We start from the raw sequence: 23,784 nt of genomic DNA on the forward strand, positions 1-23,784 counted from the left end.
GGTCCTCAACTCGTCAGTACGTCGAGCGACACCAGGCGGTCGCCCCTGAAGCACAGCCGGTACGCGTCGCCCGACCGGTCGTCGAACGGGTCGGCCGTCACCGCGTAGAACTCGCACGTGCTCGGGCCGCCCTTCGGCGGCGCGGCGGGCGGCCGGTGCACCGTCTGCTGGTCCGGCAGCACCCGCTCGACATCGGAACGATCCTGCCCCACCCGCAGCCGGGCGTAGTCGGCCGGGTCCAGGACGGCGCGCGAGGTGGTCACCGCGTTCCACACGACGAGCACGGCGCTCAGCGCCGCTCCCGTGACCAGCGGCAGCATCAGCGCCGCCACCAGCGTGCGGCGTACCCGCCGGCGGGCCCGCTGGTGCTCGCGCGGCAGCGCGCCAGCGTCCGGGTTACCCGGCCCGCCCGGCTGCCCGACGCCACCGGTCGGCCACTCCCAGGGTTCGACCGCCGCCGGTTGGCGCCGCTCGGGGCGGGCGGGGGGTGTGTGCGGGATGCGGGCGGTGACCGCGAAGCCCGCCGCGTGCGGGCCGCAGGCGAAGCTGCCGCCGGCCAGCCGCACCCGCTCGTCGAGGCCGATCAGCCCCCGCCCGCCCCCGGCCACCGCGAGCGGGGCGCCGGGCCCGGCCTCGACGGCGGCGGCCGGGTCCCGGCCGCCCCGGCCCGGCGGCGGCCCGTTCTCGACCCGTACCTCAAGCTCCTGGTCCCCGTAGTCGACCCGCACGGCCACCTCCGCGTCCGGCGCGTGCTTGGCGGCGTTGGTCAGCGCCTCCTGCACGACGCGGTACGCGGCCCGCTCCGCGACCGGCGACGGGCGCGCCGCGGCGGCGTCGCCCGCGACGCGCAGCCGCACCGCGAGGCCGGCCTGCGCCGCCTCCTCCACCAGGCGCTCCAGGGTGGCGGCGCGGGCCCGCTCCGGCGCGGCGTCCGACGCGTCGCGCAGCACGCCGACGACCTCGCCGAGCCGCTCGACGGCCGCCGCGGCGCGGGCCCTGATGTCGCGGGCCGCCGCCCGGTGCCGCTCGTCCAGGTCGGGGCTGAGCTGGAGCGCGCCGGCGGACAGCGCGATCAGGGAGAGGTCGTGGCCGAGCACGTCGTGCATGTCCTGGGCGATCCGGGCGCGCTCGCGCAGCCGGGCCTGTTCCGCGACGAGCCGCTGCTCGCGTTCGAGCTGCCCGGCCCGCTGCCAGCCGGCCCGCACCAGCTCCTGGTACTGCCGCCAGAACCGCCCCGAGAACCAGGGGAGCATCGCGGCGACCACCACCACCGCCACGAAGATGCTCGACAGTTCGAGCCAGGCGGGCACCACGGTGATCGCCACCAGGCCGGCGGCCAACAGGGCGACGAGCACCAGCGCCGTGGGCAGCGTCCTGCCCGGCCGCCGCCCGGCCAGGAACGCGGCGACGGCGGTGGGCAGCGCCCACCACAGGCTGACCACGCTGAGCCCCGCCGTCACCGTCGCCACGGCCGTCAGCAGGTGCCCGGGGTCCACCCCCCGTACCGCCGAGGCCACGCCACCCCGCGCCGACCGCGGCGGGGCCCCGCCGCGGTCGCGCCCGCCATCGATCGTCGTGCTCTCCACGCCCACGACCCTACGAAGACCACGCCACGGCCCGACACTGCCGAAAGTCCAATCCCGCCCCGGCCGCCCACGGGCCCGTGCCGACCCGGGGTCCGGGCTCTCACTCGCCGGGGGCGGCGAAGGCCAGGGTGCGCCAGGGGCTGCCGGGTGTGTCGAGCAGGATGCGGTGCGGGGCGAGCGCCGAGGTGTACATCGGCCCGAACGCCTCCTCGTCGAACCGCAGCACGCGGCCGAGCACGTAGCCGGCGGAGAAGTCCGACCAGGACGTGTAGTGCCGGCGACACAGCGAGCCGGCCCTGATCACGGCGGCCTCGACCTCCGCGCGGTCCGCGTACCGGGCGCCGAGCCCCCAGCGCGCGACGCTCACCGCGCGTCCGAAGTCGTAGCCCGTGGCCGAGGCGACGTGCCCGTCGGGCGGCAGCAGCCCGTCGGCGCGGAACCGCGCCTCGTAGCGCAGGATGCGCTGGATGAGTTCCCGGGCCTCCACCAACTCCGCCTCGGTCGCGCCCCGCTCGTACAGCGTCTCGGCCGCCGCCCGCTGCCAGAGCCGCGGGTCGACGGGCGCGCCGGGGGCGCCGCGGGCGATGCCGCGCCGCACCCGCAGCACGAACTCGGGCTGCGGCGGGCTGTTGCGGCCCCGGAGGAGGAAGTCGAGCTGCCGGCGCCACTGGGCGCGGCTGGACGCGCCCCACGCCTCGCGCAGGATCTTGGTGTCGGCGCGGTAGTCCGCGTAGACGTCGGTGAGGTCGTTCCACAGCGCCCGCCGGTGCACGGACAGGTGCGCCCCGCAGGCGAGGCCCATGGCCAGCCGCCCGCGCAGCGGCCCGGTGTACTTGGTCAGCAGCGCCCCGGCCGCCGCCTCCCCGGCCGGCTCGCGGCTCGGCATCTGGTCCCGCAACGCGAGCCAGCGCCGCCGCTTGCGCCGGGCGCCGGGGAAGAACGCCTCGGTCGGCGTCCCCGGGTTGACCACCATGCCGCGCAGCTTCTCGCCCCACCACACGTACGGCGCCAGTGGCAGCGCGATGGAGCAGGCGACCTCGCCGGCGCGCGGCGTGGTCAGCTCGCCACGGGTGTAGACGGCGAGGTAGCGCGGGCCGTGGGCCACGGTGTGCGGGACCCAGGCGATGAGTTGGTCGTCGTCGACGAGTTGTCTGGGGGCGTACGCGAAGGTCGGCGCGGCGAACAGCACCCGTAGGTAACCGTCCCAGTCCTGGCGTGCCTTCGCCTCGAACAGTGCTCTCTCGACGTCGGTCGGCGGCACCCACGCGGGCACCTGTGCGGCAGCTCCGATGATCGGCGTCCCCATGGCAGTCAGTATTCCCCGCCGGGGCGCCCCGCCATGGGTGCCATCCGCATCCGATACCGGCGCACGGTGCGCGGCCGGCGGTTACGCGCCACCGCGCGCCGGGCCGGGTGAGCCCGCGCCGCGACGGGGTGGGCCGTGTGGGGGTGGCGCGCGGCTCGTCAGCCCGACGGTGCGGGTGAGGGCGCTGGCGTGCCGTACGCGACGGGCCGCCCGGTGCGACGCCCGGGTGCCCGCACGCCGTTCCCGGGCAACTAACGCCACGGGTCTGCACATAGGGGTTCAGGGAGAGATCTAGGGGTCGGGCGGGGTGAGTGGCTAGGGGGGTGTTCGCGTCGCGCGGTGTGCGGCGGTTGCTTCCGCCCGGCGGGCGCGGGTGGTTCGGCGGGAGGAAGGCCAGGTGGGGGCCGGTGCGCGAGGCGGTGGGGCATCGGTGGGGCGGGTGGGGGAGGAGCGGGGTGCGCGGGCTGTGGGGGCGGAGTGGGGTGGTCCGCTGTGCAACGGCTGGATATCGATTGTGTCCCCGAGCCTCGACGGACCCCGCCCGACGGTCTGTTAAACCGCCACGGCCTGCTAGGTTTCCCGGGCAATTGATCGGGGCATGACGGGGGACCTACCGTGCGAAACAAGACAAAGATCGCCGCTGCTGCCGCTGTCGCGGCACTGGCGCTCACGCTGACCGGCTGTGGCGACGACGGCGACGACGGCGGGTCGTTGTTCGGCAAGCCCGACAAGGGTGGCAATCAGGCCATCGGCGGCGGTGAGGGCACCGGCGGCGACGAGATCAAGATCCCGGGCCCCGACTCGACCGGGCTGATCGGTGGTTCGAGTTCGACGGGCACCTCGGGCAGCACCGGCTCGACCGGGGGCTCGGACGCCAGCAGCGCTCAGGGCCTCTGGTACACGACGGAGCGCACCGACTCCGGACAGGTGGGCATCCTCAGCGTCTCCGGCAGCGCGTTCGTCATGCGCATGGGCACCATGACGTGCTCGGGCACCTCCGACGACCAGATGAACGTCAACGCCACCTGCCAGGGCGAGACGATGACCGGCAAGGCGGCGATCAGCGAGGGTGGTCAGAAGCTGACCATCACCTGGAGCGACAGCGGCACCGACGAGTTCTCGCGGCAGATGCCCACCTCGTAGCCCGCGACCCCGTTGGCGTACGCGCGGCGTGCGGCAGGCGGGTACGCCGTCACACGGCACGGCACGGCACGCGAGCACGCGGCCACGGTCCCCCCAGGGGCTCCGTGGCCGCGTGCTCGTGCGGGGTGGTGCCGTCGGTGTGGGACGGGTGGACGCCACGGCCGAAGTGGCCGGGCGGGCCGGCTACTCGGCGACGTACGTGGTACGCGTCCACCGGAACACCCGCAGGGCGTGCTCGCCGTGGGCGACGGTTTCCGTGGTCGGCGCGAAGTGCGCGTAGTGGTTCCCGCGCGGCAGCTTGAACATGGACCCGGGGTCGGGCACGTACCGGACGCGCTCGTCCTCGGGGAGGTCCTCCGCGGGGCCGCCACGGAGGATGATGTTGGCCTCGGTGGGCGCGGGCTGGCGGGGCAGAACGTCTTCGGTCGCGAGTTCGTTGGTCACGAGGGAAAGCTCCTCCGGTGAGCGGCGCGGTGGAGGCGGGTGCACGATCTCCAGCGAGGCGACGGGCCGCCTCTCCCGCAGTTCAGCAGCAGCTCGGCGCCCCAAGTAACCCCTAAATCCGATTCGTCGGGGCCGCCGGTGTTTCTGGGGGCGTTAGGGGCTTGGCAGTGACCTGCGTCACCCGCACCGTGGGGGCGCCGGTCACGCCACCGAGGCCGGTCCGACGGCGGGGAGGCGGCCGGCCAGGAGGGCCTGGGTGACGGCGTGCTCCGGCGCGCGGAACACCCGTTCCGTGGGCCCCGCCTCGACCGCACGCCCCGCGTCGAGCACCAGCACCGTGTCGGTACGGTCGCCGATCAGCCGCAGGTCGTGGCTGATCAGGGCGAGCGCGAGGCCGTGCCGCTCGCGCAGGGCGACCAGCAGGTCCATGATCGCCGTCGCCGTCTCGCCGTCCAGCGCCGACGTCACCTCGTCGCAGACGAGCACGTCGGGGCGGGCCGCGAGGGCCCGGGCGATGGAGACCCGCTGGCGCTGTCCGCCGGAGAGTTCGTGCGGGTAGCGGTCGGCGAAGTCGGCGGGCAGCGCGACCTGTTCGAGCAACTCGGCCACCCGTGCGCGGGCGTCGGCGCCGCCCGTGCGGTGGTGCAGTCGCAGGGGGCGCGCGATGGCGGCGCCGGCCGTGACGCTCGGGTTGAGGGCGCCCAGCGGGTCCTGCGGGACGAGTTGCATCCGGCGCCGCTGGTCGCGGGAGCGCCCGTGCACCGAGGCCGCCAGCGGCGTGCCGCGCAACGCGACGGCGCCCGCCGTCGGCTTGTGCAGCCCGACCACGGCGCGGGCCAGCGTCGTCTTGCCCGACCCCGAGACGCCGACGATGCCGATGGACCCGCCGGCCGGTAGCGCGAGGCCGACGCCGCGCAGCACGGTGCGCCGCGCGCGCCGCGGGCCCACCACCGCGCCGAGGTCCCGCACCGTCAGGAGCGCCGGGGCCGGTGCCACCGGGGTGGCCGGGGCGGCGGTGGCCGGAGCGACGGAAGGAACGGTGGCCTCGGTCGGCGCGGGCGGCCGGGCCGGCGCGTCCGCGCTCGGGGCGGGGCGTCGCGCCGGGAGCGCGGTGCCCGGGGCGTACGGGGCGACCGTGCTCGACGGGCGTGCCGCCGGGCGTAGTTCGACCACCTCGTCGGCGAGCCGGGACACCAGGTCGGCGTCGTGGCACGACAGCGCGATGGCGAGCCGGTGTTCGGTGGCCAGGTGCCGCAACAGGTCGCCGACCTCGTCGCGCAGCGCGGGGTGCAGGCCGGCCGTCGGCTCGTCGAGGAGCAGCACGACCGGCTCCCTGGCCAGCGCCCTGGCCAGGGCGACGCGCCGCTGTTGGCCGCCGGAGAGCGCGCCCGGGCGACGGTCGGCCAGACCCTCGTCCACCGGCAGCCGGACCTCGGCCAGCAGCCGCTCCACCGTGTCGGGCCCGGGTCTGGCCGCCGTCTCGCGGAGCAGCGAGCGCACCCGCATCCGGGGGTTGAGCCGGGACCCGGGGTCCTGGCCGACGTAGGCGACGTGGTGCCGGCGCAACGCCCGCAACTCGCGCTCGGTGAGCCGCAGCACCGGGCGGCCGAGGACCTCGACCTCGCCGCCGGCGCGCTCGGTGCCGGGCGGGAGCGCGCCGCAGACGGCACGCAGCAACGTGGTCTTGCCGGCCCCGGAGGGCCCGGTGAGGGCGACCACGCGGCCGGGCCGTACGGTCAACGAGCCCGCGTCGAGGAGCGGGTGGCCGCCCGTGGTGCTGACCACCGTGAGGTCGGTGACCCGTACGGCCGGCTCGGCGGCGTCGGGCGAGTCGGCCCCCGGCGCCGCGGCCGGTGGTGCGGGGCGCTCGCGCGGGTGCTTCCTGGACGTCCAGCGCGCTCGGTGGGTCACAGCGCGGTCACCGCCTTTCGGCCGGCCTGCGGGACGAGCGCGACGGCCGCCAGGTTGACGCTCATGGCCAGCAGGCCGATGGCGATGCTGGGGGCCACCACGGCCCAGGGGTTCAGGAGGATGCCGGCCGAGTTCTCCCGGATCATCAACGCCCAGTCGGCGGTCGGCGGTTGCGGGCCGACCTGGAGGAAGCCCGCGGTGGCGACGAGGTAGACGGCGGCGACGAAGCGCAGCCCGAACAGCGCGAGCAGTGTGGCCCGCAGGTTCGGCAACACCTCGCGCACCACCAGGTGCCACAGCCCCTCGCCGCCGGCCGTCGCCGCCTCCACGTACCCCGAGGCCGCGATGGGCGCCGCGGCGCCCGCCGTCAGCCGTATCGCGTACGGCACGCCGAGCACCACGGCGGCCGTGACCACCGCGAACCGGTCGCCGTCCGGCCAGGACAGCGAGATCAGCAGGATGCCGAGCACGGCGGGCAGCAGCATCAGCACGTCGGCGGCGCGCTCCACGAAGCGGCCGACGGCGGGACGCAGCGCGCTGACCGCGCCGAGCACCGCGGCGATGCCGGTCACCAGGAGGGCCACGAGCAGCGAGGTGCCGATGAGTTGCCGGCCACCGGCGAGCAGTCGGCTCAGTACGTCGCGGCCGAGCTGGTCGCCGCCCAGCGCCGCGTCGCCGCCGGGTTCGGCGTACGGCGCGGTGACCGGCGCGTCCACGGCGTGCGGGGCCAGCCAGGGGCCGGCCACCGCCAGCGCGACGAGCAGCAGCGCGGGCGCCGTGCGCAGCGCCACGCCCCACGGGCCAGGGCCCGACCGGGTGGCCGGGGCGGGTCGGTGGGTGGGGCCCGTGGGGCGGGCGGAGACGGTCATGCGTGCCCTCCGGAGGTTCATCCGCGCCCCCCGGACGCCTTGGCCCGGACCAGGTCGGCCAGCAGCAGCACGCCGCTGATGACCGCGCCGGTCAGGGCCACCACGCCGGCGATGAGGGGCCCGTCGCGGTCGGTGACGGCCCCGGCGAGCACCGAGCCGACGCCGGGATAGTTGAAGATCGTCTCGACCACGACGGCGCCGCCGAGCAGCATGCCGGTCGAGGTGGCCAGGCCCGCGGCGATGGCCGGCAGCGCGCCCGGCAGCAGGTGGTGGCTGAGCACCCGGTGCCGGGGCAGCCCGTCGATGACGGCGGTCTCCACGTGCGGGGCCGTGGCCTCGTCCGCGAGGGCGGCCCGCACGATCCGGGTGTTCCAGCCGATCTGCGGGATGGCCAGCGCGAACACCGGCAGCACCAGCATGTCCCAGGACGCGGGCGTACCGGCGGCGTCGGCGATGGTCACGGCCGGCAGCCAGCCCGCCCACTGCGAGAACACCAGCACCAGCGCGACCGCCACCACGAACTCCGGCACCGCGAGCACCGCCGTCGCGCTCCCGGACACGGCCCGGTCCACCGCGCCGCCGGGGCGCAGCGCGGCCCAGCAGCCGAGCGCCAACGACACCGCCACGGTCACCAGGAGCGCGAGGCCGCCGAGCAGCAGCGTGTTGGGGAAGGGCGTGCTCAGCAGCGCGGCGACCGACTCGCCGCGCGCCGACGTGCCCAGGTCGCCGGTGGGCAGTGCCGCCATCCAGTCCGCGAAGCGCTCCAGGACCGGCCGGTCGAGCCCGAGCAGATGGCGGCGCGCCTCGATGTCGGCGGCGGACTCGCCGCGTTCGGCGGTGGCGTCGGCGGCGTCGCCCGGCAGCAGTTCCACGGCGCCGAAGACCAGCGCGAGGAGCACGGCGAGCAGCACGGCGCGGCGGGCGAGCAGCCCGGCCAGGCGTGCCGCGGCCGACCCGGCGCGGGCCAGCCCACCGGGCGCGCCGCGCTCCGACGCGCCGGCGTCGGGCGCCGGTCGGTCGGCGCGCGGTCGCTCGGCGGGTGTCACGGGCTGCCGCGCCGCGCCCCTCAGCGAGCCAGCCACGCGCGCTCAAGCTGGACGCGCCCGTACCCGGGCAGCTTGGGCAGGCCGCGTACGGGCGCCGCGGCCAGGTCGATGCCGTCGGCGACGCCCCACAGCAGGTAGCCGGACCTCTCGTGCTGGATCTTCTGGAGTTCACGCAGCAGCGTGGCGCGCTCGCTGGCGTCGGCGGTGCGCATGGCCTTGCGGTACGCGGCGTCGAAGGGCGCGTCCCGCCAACCCGCCTCGTTCTGCGCGGCGTCGGCCGAGAGCGTCTTGCTCGCGAAGAACACGACGGAGTCGTTGGTGCCCCAGTAGGTGGTGTACAGGTCGCCCTTGAGCCAGACGTCGTCGTAGAAGACGGTCGAGTCCCGCTTGACGACCTTGACCTTGACCCCGGCCTCGCGCACCTGGCTGGCGAACAGGGTGGCCGACTCGGCCAGCGCGGCCACGTCCTCGGTGGTGACCAGCTCGTACGTCCTGGACAGGTCGAAGTCCGCCTCGGCCAGCAGCTTCCTGGCCCGGTCCAGGTCGCGGACCCGCTGCGGCAGGGAACGGTCGTACGCCGGGTCGCCGGTGCCCATGATGTCGTTGCCGACCACGCCGTAGCCCGAGAGCGCCTGCTCGACCATGGCCTCCCTGTCGACGGCGAGCCGCAGGGCCTCGCGCACCCGCGGGTCGGCGAACGGGCCGTCGGCCGTGCGCATCACGATCGGCAGCGGCATGTCGTCGCGCCGCCTGACGACCTGGATGTCCTTGCGCCGCTCGGCCGTGCGGGCGGCGACGGCGCCGACGTTGGACGCCAGGTCGAGCTGGCCGGCGAGGAGCGCGTTGGACAGCGCCTGCGGGCTCTCGAAGAGCCGTACCTCGATGGCGTCGAGCAGCACCTCCCCGCCGTGCCACGCGTCGTTGCGCACCAGCCGGGCGTTGCCGCCGCGGTACCAGTCGAGCTTGAAGGGACCGGTGCCCGGGCTCTGGTGGATCTCCTTCTCCGGCGTGCCCCGCTTCAGGATGAAGGTGGAGAGCCGTACGAGTTGGGGCAGTTCGGCGTTGGGGTAGTCGGAGACCAGCTCCACGCCGTTCCTGCCGTACGGCCTGATGTTCCTCGCCGCCACGCCCGGCATCCGGGAGGCGCCCGATTGGGTGTTCCGCAGCCGCTTGAGCGACCAGACCAGGTCGTCGGCGGTGACCGGCGAGCCGTCGTGGAAGGTGGCGCCTTCGGCGATGGTGAACCGCCAGGTCCGCAGGTCCTTGGACGACGTCCACCTGGTGGCGAGCCGGGGCGCGGTGTTGGGCTTCGCGCCGGGTGCGGTGAGCGTGTCGTAGACGAGGGCGATGATGAGGTAGTCGCTCTCGTTCGCCTGCACGCCGTGCGGGTCGCGGGTGACGGCGGAGGCCCGGCCGAGCGCGCCCACCCGCAGCGTGCCGCCCCTGCGGGGCTTCTCGGAGCCGTTCGACCGGGCCGCCGGGGCGGGGTCGTCGCCGCCGCACGCGCCGAGCAGGGCCGTGGTCCCCAATGCGCCACCGGCCCACAGCAGTTGCCTTCTCGTCGCATCCATGCTGTCCCCGATCCGCCGGTGTGTTCGTACTGTTCAGACGCGGATCGAACAGTAGGTAAGGCTTGCCTAAAGCTGCAAGGGCCGGGTTCTCGGCTGGCTGGTGATCGTCGTCGCACGCGCGGCCAAGTGCGCTGGGCAGACGGGCGCGCACCCCCGCGCGGGCGGCGCGCACGCCGTCGTGGGCGGCCACCTCATCCGATCAGCCGCCGTCGCGGAGCCAGCCGCCGTCCGACGACCAGTAGCCGTACTCCGGGCGCCCCTTGAGCCCGCTGGTACGGAACGGTCGGCCGCCGTCGTCGATCCGTACCGTCCCCTGCCGGTCGCCGCTGACCCAGTCCAGCTCCAGGTACCACTGGCAGTCACAGGCGAGCGTACGGGCGTTGACGCGCAGCACCTCCGGATCGGTGGCCGAGACCCGGTACGGGAAGCGCACGGCGGGCAGCGGTCGCTGGCCGTCGTACCCGTCGGTGGGCTTGGCCAGCGGACGGGCCATGTCCAGGTCGACGGAGAACGCGCGCGGCGTGAGCGAACCGCCACACCCGTTCTCCATCGCGAACGCCGGCCACGCGAGCGGCGCCTGCCGCCCGACCACCCGCACCTGGAGCCCGCGCAACACCACCGCCCGCGAGGAGCGCCCGGCCACGGTCACCTCCACGATCGTGGTGCCACCGTGCACGGCCCCGTGCGCCCTGGCCCAACCGGGCGCGTCCTGCTCCACCGGGGGCGGGGCGACCTCGGCGGGCTCGCGGTCCACGAGGTAGCGGTGGTCGCAGCCGTTCTCCCACACGTGCGAGCGGGTGCTGAGCGTCAGCGGCGTGCCCGCACCGGCGCCCGGCCCACCGTGCGCCCCGCCGCGCCCCGCGTCGGCGTCGGGCGTGGCACCGGCGGACGGCGCGCCGGTGCGGGACGAGCCGCCGGGGGTGGGCGTGCGGTCCGGGGCGGCCGTCGTGGGCTCAGGCCGCTTCTCCTCAGCCTGCCCGCGCCGGCCCGCGTCCGTCCGCCGCTCGGCGGCCGACTCGCGGCCCGCCCCGCCCCGCTCGCCCTGCGGCTGACCACTCGGGCCGCCCGGCCGGGTCGCCGCCGTCGCCTCGGGCGCGGCGGCGCGCCCACGCTCCGCGCCGGACGCGGCGCCCCGGCCACCGGTGCCGTCCGGCGGCGAACTCGCCGCCGCGGCGACGCCGATGACGGCCGCCGCGAGCACCGCGCCGACCGCGGACCACGCCACGGCCCGCCGCCCGCGCAGCCGCGCGGCGAGCCCGGAGGCGACCCGCGTGGGCAGCGCCCGCCCCGCGCGCGGCCGAGCCGGCCCACGCGCCCCATCCGGCGCGTCAGTGCCCGCCGCCGGCTCGGCGGGCGCGGGGGCGGTGGGTGTGCCCGCGCCGGGTACGTCGGCGGGGGCGGGCCCGCCACCCGGGGTGCTCGAACCGCCCTCCGCTCCGGCGGGCTCGCCCTCCGCGACGCTGGGCCCGTCGCTCTCGGCCGGGGCCTCGGCCGGCGCACCGGCGGAAGTCCCGGTGGGCGTACGCGCGCCGCCGGGCTCGTCGCCTCCGGCGTCGCCGCCCGCGCGAGGGGCCGGCGCGGCGTCCGCCGCGGCGGCGCTGGCAGGGGAGTCCGCCTCGGGGTCCGGTACGACGGCGTCCCGGCTCGGCGCCGCGCCCCGCGCGGAGCGCGACCCGCGGCCGGGGACGGTGCGGCGGGCCGCGTCCGCGAGCAGCCAGCGGCGGTGCAGCTCCACCAACTCGTCCGGGGCGGCGCCGCAGAGCCTGGCCAGCCGCTCCACCGGGGCGTAGTCCGCCGGCACGGCGTCGCCGTTGCAGTAGCGGTGCAGCGTGGAGGTGCTGACGTGCAGCCGGCGGGCCAGCGCGCCGTAACTCCGCCCCGATCGCTCCTTTAACTCCCGCAGACACTCCGCGAACTTCTCGATCTCGGTCGCGCTCGCCATCCGCGCCACCCCCCGTTTCCCTGTGATCCCGCTCAATCCCACTCGAACCCGCGTGATGCCGACACCGCCGGGCACCGCGCCGTCCCCGCCGCGGTAGCCACGGCCGGTACGCGCCGCGCCCCGTACGGGTGCCGTCCGCACGCCATCCGCCGCCGGCCAGTCGCCGCGCGGACGTGCCGCGCGCGCCGCGTCGTCGGGGTCGGCCGCCCGGGGGCATGCCGGCCCCGTACCGCGTCCGCCCGCGCCCTGTGCGTCGGTGACACCCAAGGTGACCGTCGTACGGCCAAGACGGTTGCGGTCCGGCGGACACTGATCGCACCCTGTTCGGGTCACCCGCCGAGGCCGGCGCTCCGCCGAAGGCCGGAAGTGCGGATGATCATGTCGGAAATCCGCCAGCCGAACGGCCGCGCGGGCTGGTGGACTTGGCGCATGAGCAACGAGACACCCACCACCCTCGCCACCCAGATCGAGCGCGCCCGAACCTTCCGTGACCTGCACACGGGCGAGCGGCCACTGGTGCTGCCCAACGCCTGGGACCCGGCCAGCGCGCGCATCGTCGAAGAGGCGGGGGCCGCCGCCGTGGCCACTACGAGTGCCGGCGTCGGCTGGGGGCTCGGCTTCGGCGACGGGGAGCGGCTGAGCCGCGAGCGGGCGGTCGAGCTGATCGCGCGCGTCGTGGCCACGGTGGACGTGCCGGTGACCGCCGACATCGAGGCCGGTTACGGAGAGGCCGCCGAGGACGTCGCGGCGACCGTGCGCGGCGTGCTCGCCGCGGGCGCGGTCGGCATCAACCTGGAGGACGCCAGCCACGCGCCCGAGGGGCCCGCGGTGCGCTCGACCGAGGAGAACGCCGCGCGGATCGCCGCCGCGCGACAGGCGGCCGACGAGGTCGGCGTGCCGCTGTTCATCAACGCGCGCACCGACGTCTACCTGGCCTCCGTGGGAGAGCCCGAGACCCGGCTGAACGAGACCCTGGAGCGGGCGGCTGCCTACGTCGCGGCCGGCGCCGACGGCGTCTTCGTGCCCGGCGTCGTGGACTTCGAGACGGTGACCGCGCTCGTCAAGGGCGTCGCGGCCCCGCTCAACGTGATGGTGTGGCCGGGGGCGCCGAGCGTCGAGGAGTTCGCCGAGCTCGGCGTGGCGCGGATCAGCGTCGGCGCGGCGATCGCGCAGTCGGTGCACGCACTGACCCGGCGCGCCGCGCGCGAGGTACTGACCTCGGGGACGTACACCAGCTTCGCCGAGGGGCTCGGCTACCCCGAACTCAACGGCCTCTTCGAGCGCCGCGCGTAACCACACCGCGCGGGCCCACGGCGCGCGCCGCGCGGCGCACCGCGACCATCGCCAGATCATCCGAGAGGGTCCGCGCGCCGTGCGCCGCGCCCGTGTGGCGCAGGACATCGCGGTGCAGCACGTCGAGCAGGTCGGCGGGGGCGGCGCCGGCGAACCGGGCCAGCCGCGCCAGCGGGTCGTAGAACACGCCGTGCGCGTCCCGCGCCTCGGTGACCCCGTCGGTGAACAGCAGCAGCGACGCGCCCTCGGGGAAGGCCACCTCGTCGGCGTACGGGCCGGCCGGCGCGGGCACCTGGCCGGCGCCGGAGACCGCACCGAGACCCAACGGCAACAGCCGCTGGCGCGGTTCGAGCCGGCGCACCTGGCCGCGGCGCAGCAACAGCGGCGCCGGGTGGCCCCGGTTGACCAGGCGCAGCGCCTGCCCGTCCGGGCTGATCTCGGCGACCAGCACGGTCGCGAAGTTCTCGGTGGCGTCGTCGGTCGCGTCGGCCCCGTCGGCGCCCGCTCCCGAGGGCCGGGCCGTCGCGCCGACCAACGCCCACTCCAGGGTGTCCACCAGGACGGACAGGGTGGGCACCCGGTCCGCGGCCCGTTCGAACGCCCGACGCAGCGCGGCGGCCCCCACGGCGGCCCGCGGGCCCTTGCCGCGCACGTCACCGATGAGCAGCCGCAGGCCGTACGGGGTCTGCCGGACCGCGCACACGTCGCCGCTGGCCTCGCCGGAGTCGGCCGGGACGTTGCGCGATGCGGCGGTCAGCGTCCGCGGCGCCGGCGCGCCGGCCGCCGCGTCCCGGCCGGCCGGGCCCCGCGGCCGGGAGGCGCCCAGCACGCCGCCACCGGCCGGCGCGGGCTGCGGCAGCCGCGTGGGGCGGCCGGACGCCGGCGCCGGGGCCAGGCCGGGCATCTGACCCAGGCCGGGCGCGGTGGGCGGCGGCGCGGTCTCGCAGCGGGCGCCCATCGGCTCAGGCATCCCGCAGCAGCGCCGCGAGGTCGGCGTCCACATCGAGGTACCCACCCTCCTCGCCCACCGGGACGAGCGCGTACGAGCGGCCGAGGAACTCCCGCACGTCGGCCGAGTTGAGCTGCACCATGGCCATGCCCTCGTCGGCGCGGAACTCCACCACGATCCGCTCCGCACTGCACGGCCAGACGTACACGTCCCCGCTGCCGGCGGGCTGGCGCAACCCCTCCTCCAGCAGGTCGCGGCCGAAGGCCCACTCCACTTCGAACCCGTCGAGGGAGGCGGCGGGCGGGAACGAGACGCGGACCGCGAACGGGTCGGTGGGCTCGTACCGCAGTCGTGCGGGGATGGCCCGGGTGCCGGGCGCGGAGGCGATCAGCCGGGCCCGGATGGCTTGGTCTATGACGATGGACAACGCCTGCTCCCTTGCTCTTGGTGCGGGTCCTTGTCTCTTCGACCCCTAAGAGGGGCCGTGCATTACGCGCGTGCACTCGATCCGTGCGTGAGGTACGTCACCACGGGGGCGGCTGCGGTGATCGAAGTCGGGCTTGCGAAAATCCTGGCAAGCCCGCGAGTCCCCGCGATACCACGCGCCACACCCCGAGGTGTCCCCCCACATGACCGAAGCCTCCGCTGCCCCGGATACGGACGCCTACGCGCGGCTGTACGAACGCGAGCACCCCCGCCTCGTCGCCTACGCGCGCACGCTGACCGGCAACCCCTGGGTCGCCGAGGACTTGGTGGCCGAGGCGCACTTCCGCGTCTGGCGCCGGCTGCGCACCGGGCACCAGATCGACAACGTGTCCGCGTACCTGACGACGACGGTGCGCCACCTGTCCTCCGACACCGCCGGCCGCGGCGCCCGCGAGGTGCCGCGCGACCCCGCCGTGGCCGAGGCGGACGACCTGGCCAGGTACGGCGAGCAGGGGAGCGGCCAGGACCCGGCGCAGCGGGTCGCGTACGTCGATCTGCTGGCCCGGGTCATGGGCCAGTTGCCGGAGCGCTGGGTGAAGGCGCTGTGGCTGGCCGAGGCCGAGGACCAGCCGCTGGAGTCCGTCGGCCGCCAGATAGGCGCGAACACCGGCGCCACCGCGGTGCTGCTGCACCGGGCCCGCGAGGGCATGCGACAGGCGTTCCTGCGCGAGCAGCCCGGCGCCCCGGCCAACCCGGCCTGCGCCGGGCACTGGGAGCGGATGCCCGCCCACATCCGGGGCACCGACTCACCCCGGCAGGCGGAGAGCATCGCCCTGCACGTGGAGGACTGCGCGGACTGCCGGGACCGGCTCGCGGTGCTGGCCCAGGCCAACACCCGACTGCCGGCGCTCGTCGGCCCCGCGCTGCTGGTGCTGCTCGCGGGCGGTGGGGCCAAGTTCCTGGCCCCGCTGCTCGGCGCCGGCGCCGCGGGCGCCGGAACGGCCGCCACGGCGGGCGGCAAGGGCTCGGCCGGTGGCGCGCTGCGCTCGGTGCGCCACCTGCTGCGCGGCCAGGTCGGCCAGGCGGGCCCGGTGGGTGTCGCGGTGGCCGGCGCCGGCGTGGTGGCCATCGCCGCGGTCGCGGTCGCGGCCGGCCAGGTCTTCGGCGGTAGCGAGTCCGCCGCGCGACGGGCCCAGGCCCCCGTCGCGGCGTCCTCGGGCGCGCCCGAGCGGGCGCCGGCCGACCCGTCGTCGAACGCCGGCGCCACCCCGCGTGGCGAGCCCGGGGCCACCACGGCGCCCGGCGCCCCCCGACCGACCTCGGCCACCCCCGCGTCGCCGACCTTCTCGGCGCCTCCCACCCTCGCGGCACCCCCGCCCGCGCTCGCGGCCCCGACGCGGCCCGACCGCGCGGTGCCGCCCAGGGACGCCGACCCCACGCCGCCGCCCAGCTCCGCCCCCGGCACCCCGCCCCAGCCGACCTCGGCCCCCACCACCTCGGCGCCCACCACCGCGCCCCCGACGCCGAAGCCCACCCCGACCACCACGCCCCCCACCCCAACGGGCAGGCCAACGCCCACGGACAAGCCCACCCCGACGGGCAAGCCCACGCCCACGGGCAAGCCCACCCCGACGGGCAAGCCGACGCCCACGGGCAAGCCGACGCCCACGGGCAAGCCCACGCCCACGGACAGGCCCACCCCCACGGGGAAACCCACGCCTACGGACAGGCCGACCCCCACCGGCCGGCCCACGCCCACGGACCGGCCCACCCCCACGGGCAAGCCCACGCCCAGGGGGAAGCCCACCCCCAAGGCGACGCTCCCCACGTCCACGGGTCCCACGCCCAGCCCCACCGGCGGCGGCCGGGTCTGCGAGGAACCGTTCCCCGGCTGGACGATCTGCTGGTACCGCTGAGCAGTCGGCCCGCCGCCCCAGGCCCGGCCCTGACGGCTCGTGCCCGCCCGTCACCGCCGCGTGTTCGCGGCGTGCTGACCGTGGACGCCGCCGCGCCCATGGGCTAGCTTCCAGCGCCATGAGGGTCATGGGGACAATGCGACGGATGATGACGGCGGGGCTGTGCGGGGTGGCGCTGGCGGCCGTGCTGACGGCGCCGGCGCAGGCCGGTGCGGCGGGTACGGGCGACCGGACGGATGGGGCCGCGGCGGAGCCGGCCGGGGCCGCGCGGAGCGGTTCGCCGTACGCCACGGGAGCGGGGCTGACCTGGCGGGCCAGCGACAGCGGCAGCGACGCCAGGTTCCGCGGGCTGGCCGCCGTCGACCGGCGCACCGCCTGGGTGGCCGGTACGAAGGGCACCGTGCTGCGCACCGTGGACGGCGGCCGGAGCTGGCGCGACGTGTCGCCACCCGGCGCGGGCGCGCTGGAGTTCCGGGACGTGGAGGCGTTCGACTCGCGGCACGCGGTGGTGCTCGCCATCGGCGAGGGCGAGGCGTCGCGGGTCTTTCGCACCGCCGACGGCGGCGCGACCTGGACGGAGAGCTTCCGCAACACCGACCCGGCGGCCTTCTACGACTGCATGACCTTCTTCGACGCCCGGCACGGCATCGCGCTCAGCGACCCGGTGGACGGCAAGTACCGCATCCTGTCCACCGGCGACGGCGGCCGGAGCTGGCGGGTGCTGCCCTCGGCGGGGATGCCGGCCGCCCAGCCGGGCGAGGCCGCGTTCGCCGCCAGCGGCCAGTGCCTGGTCAGCTCGGGCAGCCGGGACGCCTGGATCGCCACCGGCGGGGCCGCCACCGCGCGCGTGCTGCACTCCGCCGACCGGGGCCTGACCTGGACGGTCACCCAGGCGCCCATCCCGGCCGGCGACCCGGCCCGCGGCGTCTTCGGCCTCGCGTTCCGCGACGCCCGGCACGGCCTGGCCGTGGGCGGCGACTACCGCGCCGGCGAGCCGTCGCCGCGTACCGCCGCGGTCACCGGCGACGGCGGCGCGACCTGGACGCACGCCCGGCGCCAGCCGCCCGGCTACCGCTCCGGCGTCGCCTGGCTGCCGCACAGCCGCTCCGCCGCGCTCGCCGTCGGCCCCACCGGCAGCGAACTCACCCTCGACGGCGGCCGGCGCTGGCACACCTTCGACACCGGCTCGTACGACACGGTCGACTGCACCCCGGACCTGAGCTGCTGGGCCGCCGGCGAGCAGGGCCGCGTCGGCCACCTCGCGCTCTCCGGCCGCTGACCGCGCCGCCGGGCGCACGGGTGACGGATGGGGCCGGGCCGGGGCGAGAGCGTTCCGCCCCGGCCCGGCCGGCGTCCGGCGGGGCCGGGCGGGCTCAGGCCGGCAGCTCCTGCCGGTACGCGGCCAGCTCGGGTGACGTCTTGGTCGCCAGGAACTCCGTGATCCGGTACGCGCACACCTCCGCCGTGACGAACGGGTCGCTCGCCACCACCTCCTCGATGGCGGCCCGGTCCGCCCCTACCGCGAGGATCACGCCGCCGTCGCGCGGCTCCTTGCGCCCGGAGGCGATGAAGGTTCCCGACGCGTAGTGCGTGTTCAACCAGTCGACGTGGTCACTGAGCAGGGCGTCGACGCGCTCCAGGGGAGCCGTGTAGGACAACTCGAGTACGAACATGATCACCAGGCTACGCCGTACGTCCGACGCCGAGCCCACCGTCGCCGCGCGGGGCAACCGTTCGACCCCGGGTAGCGTGATCACCGGTATGAGCTCTTCCAGCGAACCCACGGGACAGCCGGCCTGGGCGGCCGTGCCCGCCGACTGGCCGCGCACCGAGGCCGAGGCCACCGCCGTCCAGGAGCGGCTGCGCGGCGGCGTCGACGCGTCGGGCGCGGCCACCTTGCCGGGCGCCCCCGGCCTGGTGGTGGGCGTGGACGTGGCGTACGACGACGAACGCGACCTGGTCGCGGCGGCGGCCGTCGCGCTCGACGCGCGCGGCCTGGCCCGCGTCGCGGAGGCGACCGCCGTCGGCCGGGTCTCCTTCCCCTACGTGCCGGGCCTCCTCGCCTTCCGGGAGATCCCCACCGTGCTGGCCGCCCTCGACCGCCTCGGCCGCACGCCCGACCTGGTGGTGTGCGACGGCTACGGGCTGGCCCATCCGCGCCGGTTCGGGCTGGCCAGCCACCTCGGGGTGATCACCGGGCTGCCGACCATCGGCGTCGCCAAGAGCCCCTTCGTCTTCCGCCACGACCCGCCGGGCCCGCGGCGCGGCGACGCCTCGCCGCTGTGGGACGGGACCCAGGAGGTGGGCCGGGCGCTGCGCACCCAACCGGGCGTCAAGCCGGTCTTCGTCTCCGTCGGCCACCGGATGACGCTCGACGCCGCCTGCGCCCACGCCCTGCACCTGAGCCCCCGCTACCGACTGCCGGAGACCACCCGCGCGGCCGACGCCGCCTGCCGCCGGGCGCTGGCCGCCCTCGCCCGCGAGCACGGCTAGCCGCCGCCGGCCGCGGGCGGCGCCCGGCGGCGTTGTCGGTATGTTGGTGACATGGCAGAGCATGACTACCAGTTGATGAACCGGTCCCGCTGGCAGCGCCGGCTGGACCCGATCGTGGCCACCGTGCTCATGATCGGCATCGTGTACGGCGCGTTCTGGCTGTTCTGGCAGCTGTGCACGTCGTACGGCGGTGTGATCGCCAACCTCTTCGACTGACCCCGGACCGCCGGACCGGCCCCGCCGAGGCAGCCCCGCCGCGCTGGGTTCGCGGTGGGGCCGGCTCGGCGGCTTCGCTCATCCCGCGCGGCGGGTCTCCGCGAGGAAGCAGCCGTACTCCACGGCCCTGATGTGCACGGCCGCGACCCGTGGATCGCGGTACCACTCCGCCAGGGCCTCGGCGGGGGAGCCGCCGTGCTCCGGGCTCCCCTGGATCAGCAGCCGCCCGCCGAGGATGCGGCCTTCCGCCGAGTAGGCGCGCAGCACCCGCCGCTCGCCCACGATGCCCCGCGGGTAGCCGTCCGGGGTGGCGTCCCGCCCGCCGCCGGACCAGCCGGCGCACGGCTCGGGGTGGATGAAGACCGGGCCGACCTCGTCGTACGCGCCCGGCGTGGCGCCCGTCTCGGCGGCCCAGCGGCGCAGCGGCGCGTACGAGACCAGCATCAGCCGCTCGCCGGGGGTGCTGCGGCCCAGGCAGCAGCGCAGCGGGTTGCCGCCATCCTCGTCGACGACCACGCGCGGGGCCCGGCCGGCGTCGTCGCGCACCCGCAGTTCGCGCAGCACCTCGGGGGCGATGGGGCGGATCTCGTAGCGCGGCGCGGAGTCCTGGTCGGGGGCGGGGGTCTGGGTGTCCGTGTAGGTGCTCATGCGGCCATGGTGGAGCGCCCGGGGCGCCGCTTCTGGCGGGTATCGGACGTCGCGTTCGGGCCCGTACGGGGATAGGCGCCGGGCCCGCCCCCGCTCGGTGACCCGCTCAGTGCTCCGACACGACCCGGAAGCCGATACCCGCGCGGACCAGCCGGGCCGTGAGCCGCTCGCCCATCGCGGTGGCCGGCGTGACCTGGCCCGCGGTCTCGGGAAGGTCGTCGAGCGCCAGGCACAGCGCCGACTCGGCCAGCATCTTGGCCGTCTCACCGTAGCCCGGGTCGCCGCCGCGGACCTCGGTGACCACCCGGCGCCCGCCACCCTGCCCCACCAGGCGCAGCGCGAACCAGCTCCGCTCCCGCCGCTCCGGGTTCGGCCCGTCGCCCGGGCCGCGCCGGCCCGTGAGCCAGGAGCGCACCGGCGGCACCTGCGCCAGCGCGGCCAGCGCGCCGAACCCGGCCACACCCGCCGCGGCCACCGGCAGCCGGCGCACGGCCGCGAAGTGGCGGTAGCGGAACGCCGGTCCGTAGGCCGTGGACGCGGCGGCCGAGCGGGCGACGACCTGCGCGTCGATCGTCGGCAGCGGAACGCCCCAGGCCCGCACCGCGCGGCTGTGGTGCACGGGGCCGAGCGGGGCGCGCACGGTCCGCCCGGCCGGGCGGGGCTCCGCGCGCCGCCGCTCCCGCGCCGCGCGGACCATCGCCAGCGGCCGGGAGGCGGCCGTCAGCGCCGAGTCCAGCGTTCCGCCGGAGAAGGTGGCGTTGGTGCGCAGGTAGCCGTCGACGCGTAGCGGCACGTCCCGTGGCAGCAGGCCCACGGTGTACAGCGCGCCCAGGTCGGCCGGGAGGGAGTCGAAGCCGCACGTGTGCACGAGCCGGGCGCCGGTGGCGCGGGCCCGCTCGTGGTGGCGCACGTACGTCCGGTCGACGAACTCGGGCTCGCCGGTCAGGTCGACGTAGTCGGTGCCGGCCTCGGCGCACGCGGCGACCAGCGGCTCGCCGTAGCGCAGGTAGGGGCCGACGGTGGTGGCGACCACACGGGTGTTTTCGGCCAGCGCCCGGACCGCGTCGCGGTCGGCGACGTCGACGGTCAGCAGCGGCAGCGCCGCGTGCGCCGGGTCGGTGGCGGCCAGCTCGGCGCGCAGCGCCTCAAGCCGGCCCCGGCTGCGCCCGGCCAGCGCCCAGCGCAGCCCGGGCGGGGCGTGCTCGGCCAGGTAGTGGGCGGTCAGCGCGCCCACGAAGCCGGTGGCGCCGACGAGCACCACGTCGTACGCGCGCTGCGGGTCGAGTCCCTCGCGTGGCATCGCTTCCCCTCGCGGCCCGCGGGCCGGGCCCCGAGCGTGGTGCGTGGCTGCGCTGTGCGTGATCCACAGCCTGGAGGCCGCCACGCTAGGCAGCTATTGACCAGCAGTCAACAAGGGGGCGTCCGGACGTGGGAGAGGTTGACAGGTGTCCGGCGCTCCGTCACATTCACCCCACACATCGGACGTCCAACGTCCGTATTGTCATCTTTACTGCTATGGCTTGGCTCCCTCCCACCCCTGGCTGACGCCTCGTAGAAAGCTGATCCCGATGCGCCCTCCGGTTCCCCTCACCGGCGTCATCCCGCCGATGTGCACCCCGCTCACCCCCACCGGCGACGTGGACACCCGGTCGCTGGCCGCGCTCACCCGACGGCTCCTGGACGCCGGCGTGCACGGGCTGTTCGCCCTCGGCTCCACCGGCGAGGTCGCCTACCTCACCGACGCCCAGCGCCGCACCGCCCTGGAGACGGTGGTGGAGGCCGCCGCCGGACGGGTCCCCGTGCTCGCCGGCGTCATCGACACGACCACCGCGCGGATGCGCGACCACGCCGCCGGGGCCGCCGCCAGCGGCGCCGACGCCCTCGTGGCCACCGCCCCCTTCTACACCCGCACCCACCCCGCCGAGATCGCCGACCACTTCCGGCGGCTGCGCGCCGGCACGGAGCTGCCGCTGTTCGCGTACGACATCCCCGCCGCGGTGCACACCAAGCTCACCGCCGCCATCGTGCTGCCGCTGGCCGCCGACGGCACCCTCGCCGGGCTCAAGGACAGCAGCGGCCAGGTGGAGGAGGCGCGCCGGCTGCTCGTCGCGGCCCGCGACCGCGGCCTGGGCGAGCGGTTTTCCGTGCTGACCGGCTCCGAGATGGCCGTGGACGGCGCCCTGCTGGCCGGCGTGCACGGCGTCGTGCCGGGCCTCGGCAACGTGGACCCCCACGGCTACCTGCGGCTCTACGGGCACGCCCGCGCCGGCCGGTGGGCCGAGGCCGCGGCCGAGCAGGACCGGCTCGCCGCGCTGTTCGCCCTCACCGAGACCGGCGATCCGGCGCGGATGGGCGGCAGCTCGTCGGCGCTCGGCGGCTTCAAGGCCGCGCTGCACCTGCTCGGCGTCATCGACTGCCCCGCCACCGCGGCGCCGCAGGTCCCGCTGGAGGCCGCGGCCGTGGACCGGGTGCGCAAGTTCCTCGACGACGCGGGCCTGACCGCATGAGCGCCACCGGGCGCGAGGCGGGCACGCGCTGGTACCGCGAGGTGTCCCCGGGGCAGTGGAAGGCCATGTTCGCCGCCTGGCTCGGCTACCTCCTCGACGGCTTCGACTTCGTCCTGATCACCCTCGTGCTGACCGAGATCGCCGACGAGTTCGACCTCAGCGGCGTCGAGGCCGCCAGCCTGGTCTCCGCCGCCTTCATCACCCGCTGGCTCGGCGGCGCGCTGCTCGGCGCCTTCGGCGACCGCTACGGGCGCAAGGCCGCCATGATCGTCAGCATCCTGCTCTACTCCTTCGGCACCTTCGCCTGCGGCTTCGCCTGGGGGTACACCAGCCTCTTCGTCGCCCGGCTGCTGATCGGCGTGGGCATGGCGGGGGAGTACAGCGCGAGCGCCACCTACGTCCTGGAGAGCTGGCCGCCACGGCTGCGCAACCGCGCCTCCGGCTTCCTGATCTCCGGCTACGCCGGCGGCACCATCCTCGCCTCCAAGCTCTACGAGTGGGTGGTGCCGAACTGGGGCTGGCGCTGGATGTTCTGGATCGGCGTGCTGCCGGTCCTGGTCGCCCTGTGGGTACGCCGCGCGCTGCCGGAGGCCGAGGACTGGAGCGCGGAGGTCGCCGCCGGTGGCCGGCGCCCGAACCCGTTCGCGCCGCTGTTCGCCGGGCGCCGCAGGACCTGGCTGAACACGCTGCTGACCGTGGTCGCCAGCGCCGCGCTGTTCTGCGTGTTCACCCCGCTCGGCAAGGGCCTGGTGTGGCCGCTGGCGATCCTGGCCGCCGGCTGCCTGATCGCCTTCGCGGTCCAGGTGGGCGGCCGCCGGCAGTGGGTCCTGTACGTGTCCCTCATGGTCACCGTCTTCTGCGCCTTCCTCTACAGCTGGCCGATCCAGGCGCTGCTGCCCACCTACCTGAAGACGGAGATGGGCTACGCGCCGGGCCAGGTGGGCGACGTGATGTTCTACGCCGGGTTCGGCACCATGTGCGGCTGCTGGCTCGCGGGCTTCGTCGGCGACTGGGTGGGCACCCGGCGCGCGTACGCCTGGACCCTGATCGCCTCGCTGGGCTTCGTCTTCCCCGTCTTCGCCGTCGACGAGAGCCTGGTCGCGCTCGGCGTGCTGCTGTTCGGGCTGCTCGCCCTCAGCCAGGGCATCTCCGGCATCCTGCCCAAGTACATCGCCAGCCACTTCCCGACCGGCAACCGGGCCGCCTCGCTCGGCTTCGTCTACAACGTCGGCGCGCTCGGCGGCGCGGTGGCCCCGGTACTCGGCGCCCACCTGGCCGAGGGGATGCCGCTGGGGCGGGCGCTGGCCGTGTTGACGTTCGGGCTGACCCTGGTCGTCATCGTGCTCGTCGGCTGTGACGTCCCGCGCCGGCTGGCCCGGATCACCGACCCCGAAGGGCTGGACGACCACCTGGTGCCGGCCGCCGCCCCGGCGCGGAGCCCGGCCCCGCCCCGGGCGGACGACGTGCGCGGGACGGCGCCCGCCGACTGAGCAGGAGCCGGTCCCGCCGACTGAGCCG

General features: G+C 76.3%; 21 protein-coding genes. 8 read left to right on the forward strand and 13 right to left on the reverse strand.

Going from position 1 to position 23,784, the window contains the following annotated elements; translation table 11 throughout:
• Positions 1-5 precede the first annotated feature (5 nt).
• A complete protein-coding gene (locus tag H7H31_RS29790; RefSeq protein ID WP_408647998.1) occupies positions 6-1,592 on the reverse strand; it encodes a sensor histidine kinase in 1,587 nt (528 codons plus the stop codon).
• 94 nt (positions 1,593-1,686) lie between these two features.
• Entirely contained in the window at positions 1,687-2,892 is a 1,206-nt protein-coding gene (locus H7H31_RS29795; protein ID WP_187062206.1) for a DUF1266 domain-containing protein, read from the reverse strand.
• Between the two features lie 615 nt (positions 2,893-3,507).
• Between H7H31_RS29795 and H7H31_RS29800 the strand changes: the two genes are divergently transcribed.
• Positions 3,508-4,035: a hypothetical protein gene (locus H7H31_RS29800; RefSeq protein ID WP_187061931.1), complete on the forward strand. Its 528-nt coding sequence runs from the start codon at positions 3,508-3,510 to the stop codon at positions 4,033-4,035.
• Between the two features lie 183 nt (positions 4,036-4,218).
• Here the strand turns inward: H7H31_RS29800 and H7H31_RS29805 are convergent, their stop codons facing one another.
• The 6 genes from H7H31_RS29805 to H7H31_RS29830 form a co-directional block, all read right to left on the reverse strand.
• Positions 4,219-4,479, reverse strand: coding sequence for a DUF5988 family protein (locus tag H7H31_RS29805; RefSeq protein WP_232110140.1), 261 nt, complete (start codon positions 4,477-4,479; stop codon positions 4,219-4,221).
• 201 nt (positions 4,480-4,680) lie between these two features.
• A complete protein-coding gene (locus H7H31_RS29810) occupies positions 4,681-6,390 on the reverse strand; it encodes an ABC transporter ATP-binding protein (protein WP_232110141.1) in 1,710 nt (569 codons plus the stop codon).
• Complete coding sequence (locus tag H7H31_RS29815; protein ID WP_187061932.1) at positions 6,387-7,259, reverse strand: ABC transporter permease; 873 nt, start codon at positions 7,257-7,259, stop codon at positions 6,387-6,389. Before H7H31_RS29815 ends, H7H31_RS29810 begins: the two co-directional genes overlap by 4 nt.
• A 17-nt stretch (positions 7,260-7,276) precedes the next feature.
• Entirely contained in the window at positions 7,277-8,341 is a 1,065-nt protein-coding gene (locus H7H31_RS29820; RefSeq protein ID WP_187061933.1) for an ABC transporter permease, read from the reverse strand.
• Positions 8,326-9,876 (reverse strand): ABC transporter substrate-binding protein, encoded by a 1,551-nt coding sequence (locus H7H31_RS29825; RefSeq protein ID WP_187061934.1) that lies wholly within the window; start codon positions 9,874-9,876, stop codon positions 8,326-8,328. Before H7H31_RS29825 ends, H7H31_RS29820 begins: the two co-directional genes overlap by 16 nt.
• Positions 9,877-10,075: 199 nt before the next feature.
• On the reverse strand, positions 10,076-11,818 hold the full coding sequence (locus H7H31_RS29830) for a transcriptional regulator (protein ID WP_187061935.1): 1,743 nt from the start codon (positions 11,816-11,818) through the stop codon (positions 10,076-10,078).
• Between the two features lie 429 nt (positions 11,819-12,247).
• On the opposite strand from H7H31_RS29830, the gene H7H31_RS29835 reads away from it, so the two are divergent.
• Positions 12,248-13,111: an isocitrate lyase/PEP mutase family protein gene (locus H7H31_RS29835; protein WP_187061936.1), complete on the forward strand. Its 864-nt coding sequence runs from the start codon at positions 12,248-12,250 to the stop codon at positions 13,109-13,111.
• Here H7H31_RS29835 and H7H31_RS29840 read toward each other — a convergent pair.
• Positions 13,083-14,081, reverse strand: coding sequence for a PP2C family protein-serine/threonine phosphatase (locus H7H31_RS29840; RefSeq protein WP_187061937.1), 999 nt, complete (start codon positions 14,079-14,081; stop codon positions 13,083-13,085). The genes H7H31_RS29835 and H7H31_RS29840 overlap by 29 nt on opposite strands.
• Positions 14,074-14,487, reverse strand: a complete 414-nt coding sequence (gene ssgD / locus H7H31_RS29845) for a spore wall synthesis regulator SsgD (protein ID WP_176160686.1) — start codon at positions 14,485-14,487, stop codon at positions 14,074-14,076. The genes H7H31_RS29840 and ssgD overlap by 8 nt, the downstream gene beginning before the upstream one ends.
• A 202-nt stretch (positions 14,488-14,689) precedes the next feature.
• Between ssgD and H7H31_RS29850 the strand changes: the two genes are divergently transcribed.
• Both H7H31_RS29850 and H7H31_RS29855 read left to right on the forward strand, forming a co-directional pair.
• The gene (locus H7H31_RS29850) at positions 14,690-16,402 is read left to right on the forward strand and encodes a sigma factor (protein ID WP_187118163.1); all 1,713 of its coding nucleotides are present in this window, start codon (positions 14,690-14,692) and stop codon (positions 16,400-16,402) included.
• A gap of 127 nt (positions 16,403-16,529) precedes the next feature.
• Positions 16,530-17,681: a WD40/YVTN/BNR-like repeat-containing protein gene (locus tag H7H31_RS29855; protein ID WP_372455965.1), complete on the forward strand. Its 1,152-nt coding sequence runs from the start codon at positions 16,530-16,532 to the stop codon at positions 17,679-17,681.
• Between the two features lie 94 nt (positions 17,682-17,775).
• On the opposite strand, the gene H7H31_RS29860 is transcribed toward H7H31_RS29855, so the two are convergent.
• Positions 17,776-18,075 carry a YciI family protein gene (locus H7H31_RS29860; protein ID WP_187061579.1) on the reverse strand — a complete coding sequence of 100 codons (300 nt, stop codon included), beginning with the start codon at positions 18,073-18,075 and terminating at the stop codon, positions 17,776-17,778.
• Positions 18,076-18,163: 88 nt separating this feature from the next.
• Between H7H31_RS29860 and H7H31_RS29865 the strand changes: the two genes are divergently transcribed.
• Together H7H31_RS29865 and H7H31_RS29870 are read left to right on the forward strand one after the other, a co-directional pair.
• Entirely contained in the window at positions 18,164-18,895 is a 732-nt protein-coding gene (locus tag H7H31_RS29865) for an endonuclease V (protein ID WP_187061580.1), read from the forward strand.
• 51 nt (positions 18,896-18,946) lie between these two features.
• Complete coding sequence (locus H7H31_RS29870; protein WP_187061581.1) at positions 18,947-19,111, forward strand: hypothetical protein; 165 nt, start codon at positions 18,947-18,949, stop codon at positions 19,109-19,111.
• Positions 19,112-19,189: 78 nt separating this feature from the next.
• On the opposite strand, the gene H7H31_RS29875 is transcribed toward H7H31_RS29870, so the two are convergent.
• Together H7H31_RS29875 and H7H31_RS29880 are read right to left on the reverse strand one after the other, a co-directional pair.
• Complete coding sequence (locus H7H31_RS29875; protein WP_187061582.1) at positions 19,190-19,759, reverse strand: DUF1203 domain-containing protein; 570 nt, start codon at positions 19,757-19,759, stop codon at positions 19,190-19,192.
• Positions 19,760-19,865: 106 nt separating this feature from the next.
• Positions 19,866-21,059, reverse strand: coding sequence for a saccharopine dehydrogenase family protein (locus H7H31_RS29880; RefSeq protein WP_187061583.1), 1,194 nt, complete (start codon positions 21,057-21,059; stop codon positions 19,866-19,868).
• 268 nt (positions 21,060-21,327) lie between these two features.
• Between H7H31_RS29880 and H7H31_RS29885 the strand changes: the two genes are divergently transcribed.
• Both H7H31_RS29885 and H7H31_RS29890 read left to right on the forward strand, forming a co-directional pair.
• The gene (locus tag H7H31_RS29885) at positions 21,328-22,266 is read left to right on the forward strand and encodes a dihydrodipicolinate synthase family protein (protein WP_187061584.1); all 939 of its coding nucleotides are present in this window, start codon (positions 21,328-21,330) and stop codon (positions 22,264-22,266) included.
• Complete coding sequence (locus H7H31_RS29890; protein WP_187061585.1) at positions 22,263-23,756, forward strand: sialate:H+ symport family MFS transporter; 1,494 nt, start codon at positions 22,263-22,265, stop codon at positions 23,754-23,756. Before H7H31_RS29885 ends, H7H31_RS29890 begins: the two co-directional genes overlap by 4 nt.
• Positions 23,757-23,784 lie beyond the last annotated feature (28 nt).

This window comes from Streptomyces buecherae, assembly GCF_014295035.1.
In the GTDB taxonomy this organism is placed as follows: Bacteria; Actinomycetota; Actinomycetes; order Streptomycetales; family Streptomycetaceae; genus Streptomyces; species Streptomyces youssoufiensis.

Excerpts from the sequence above, each read along its gene's own strand:
- H7H31_RS29795 (WP_187062206.1), bottom strand. The coding sequence starts at position 2,892 with ATGGGGACGCCGATCATCGGAGCTGCCGCACAGGTGCCCGCGTGGGTG.
- H7H31_RS29815 (WP_187061932.1), bottom strand. The coding sequence starts at position 7,259 with ATGACCGTCTCCGCCCGCCCCACGGGCCCCACCCACCGACCCGCCCCG.
- H7H31_RS29825 (WP_187061934.1), bottom strand. The coding sequence starts at position 9,876 with ATGGATGCGACGAGAAGGCAACTGCTGTGGGCCGGTGGCGCATTGGGG.
- H7H31_RS29830 (WP_187061935.1), bottom strand. The coding sequence starts at position 11,818 with ATGGCGAGCGCGACCGAGATCGAGAAGTTCGCGGAGTGTCTGCGGGAG.
- H7H31_RS29835 (WP_187061936.1), top strand. The coding sequence starts at position 12,248 with ATGAGCAACGAGACACCCACCACCCTCGCCACCCAGATCGAGCGCGCC.
- H7H31_RS29840 (WP_187061937.1), bottom strand. The coding sequence starts at position 14,081 with ATGCCTGAGCCGATGGGCGCCCGCTGCGAGACCGCGCCGCCGCCCACC.
- H7H31_RS29850 (WP_187118163.1), top strand. The coding sequence starts at position 14,690 with ATGACCGAAGCCTCCGCTGCCCCGGATACGGACGCCTACGCGCGGCTG.
- H7H31_RS29855 (WP_372455965.1), top strand. The coding sequence starts at position 16,530 with ATGGGGACAATGCGACGGATGATGACGGCGGGGCTGTGCGGGGTGGCG.
- H7H31_RS29860 (WP_187061579.1), bottom strand. The coding sequence starts at position 18,075 with ATGTTCGTACTCGAGTTGTCCTACACGGCTCCCCTGGAGCGCGTCGAC.
- H7H31_RS29865 (WP_187061580.1), top strand. The coding sequence starts at position 18,164 with ATGAGCTCTTCCAGCGAACCCACGGGACAGCCGGCCTGGGCGGCCGTG.
- H7H31_RS29870 (WP_187061581.1), top strand. The coding sequence starts at position 18,947 with ATGGCAGAGCATGACTACCAGTTGATGAACCGGTCCCGCTGGCAGCGC.
- H7H31_RS29875 (WP_187061582.1), bottom strand. The coding sequence starts at position 19,759 with ATGAGCACCTACACGGACACCCAGACCCCCGCCCCCGACCAGGACTCC.
- H7H31_RS29880 (WP_187061583.1), bottom strand. The coding sequence starts at position 21,059 with ATGCCACGCGAGGGACTCGACCCGCAGCGCGCGTACGACGTGGTGCTC.
- H7H31_RS29885 (WP_187061584.1), top strand. The coding sequence starts at position 21,328 with ATGCGCCCTCCGGTTCCCCTCACCGGCGTCATCCCGCCGATGTGCACC.
- H7H31_RS29890 (WP_187061585.1), top strand. The coding sequence starts at position 22,263 with ATGAGCGCCACCGGGCGCGAGGCGGGCACGCGCTGGTACCGCGAGGTG.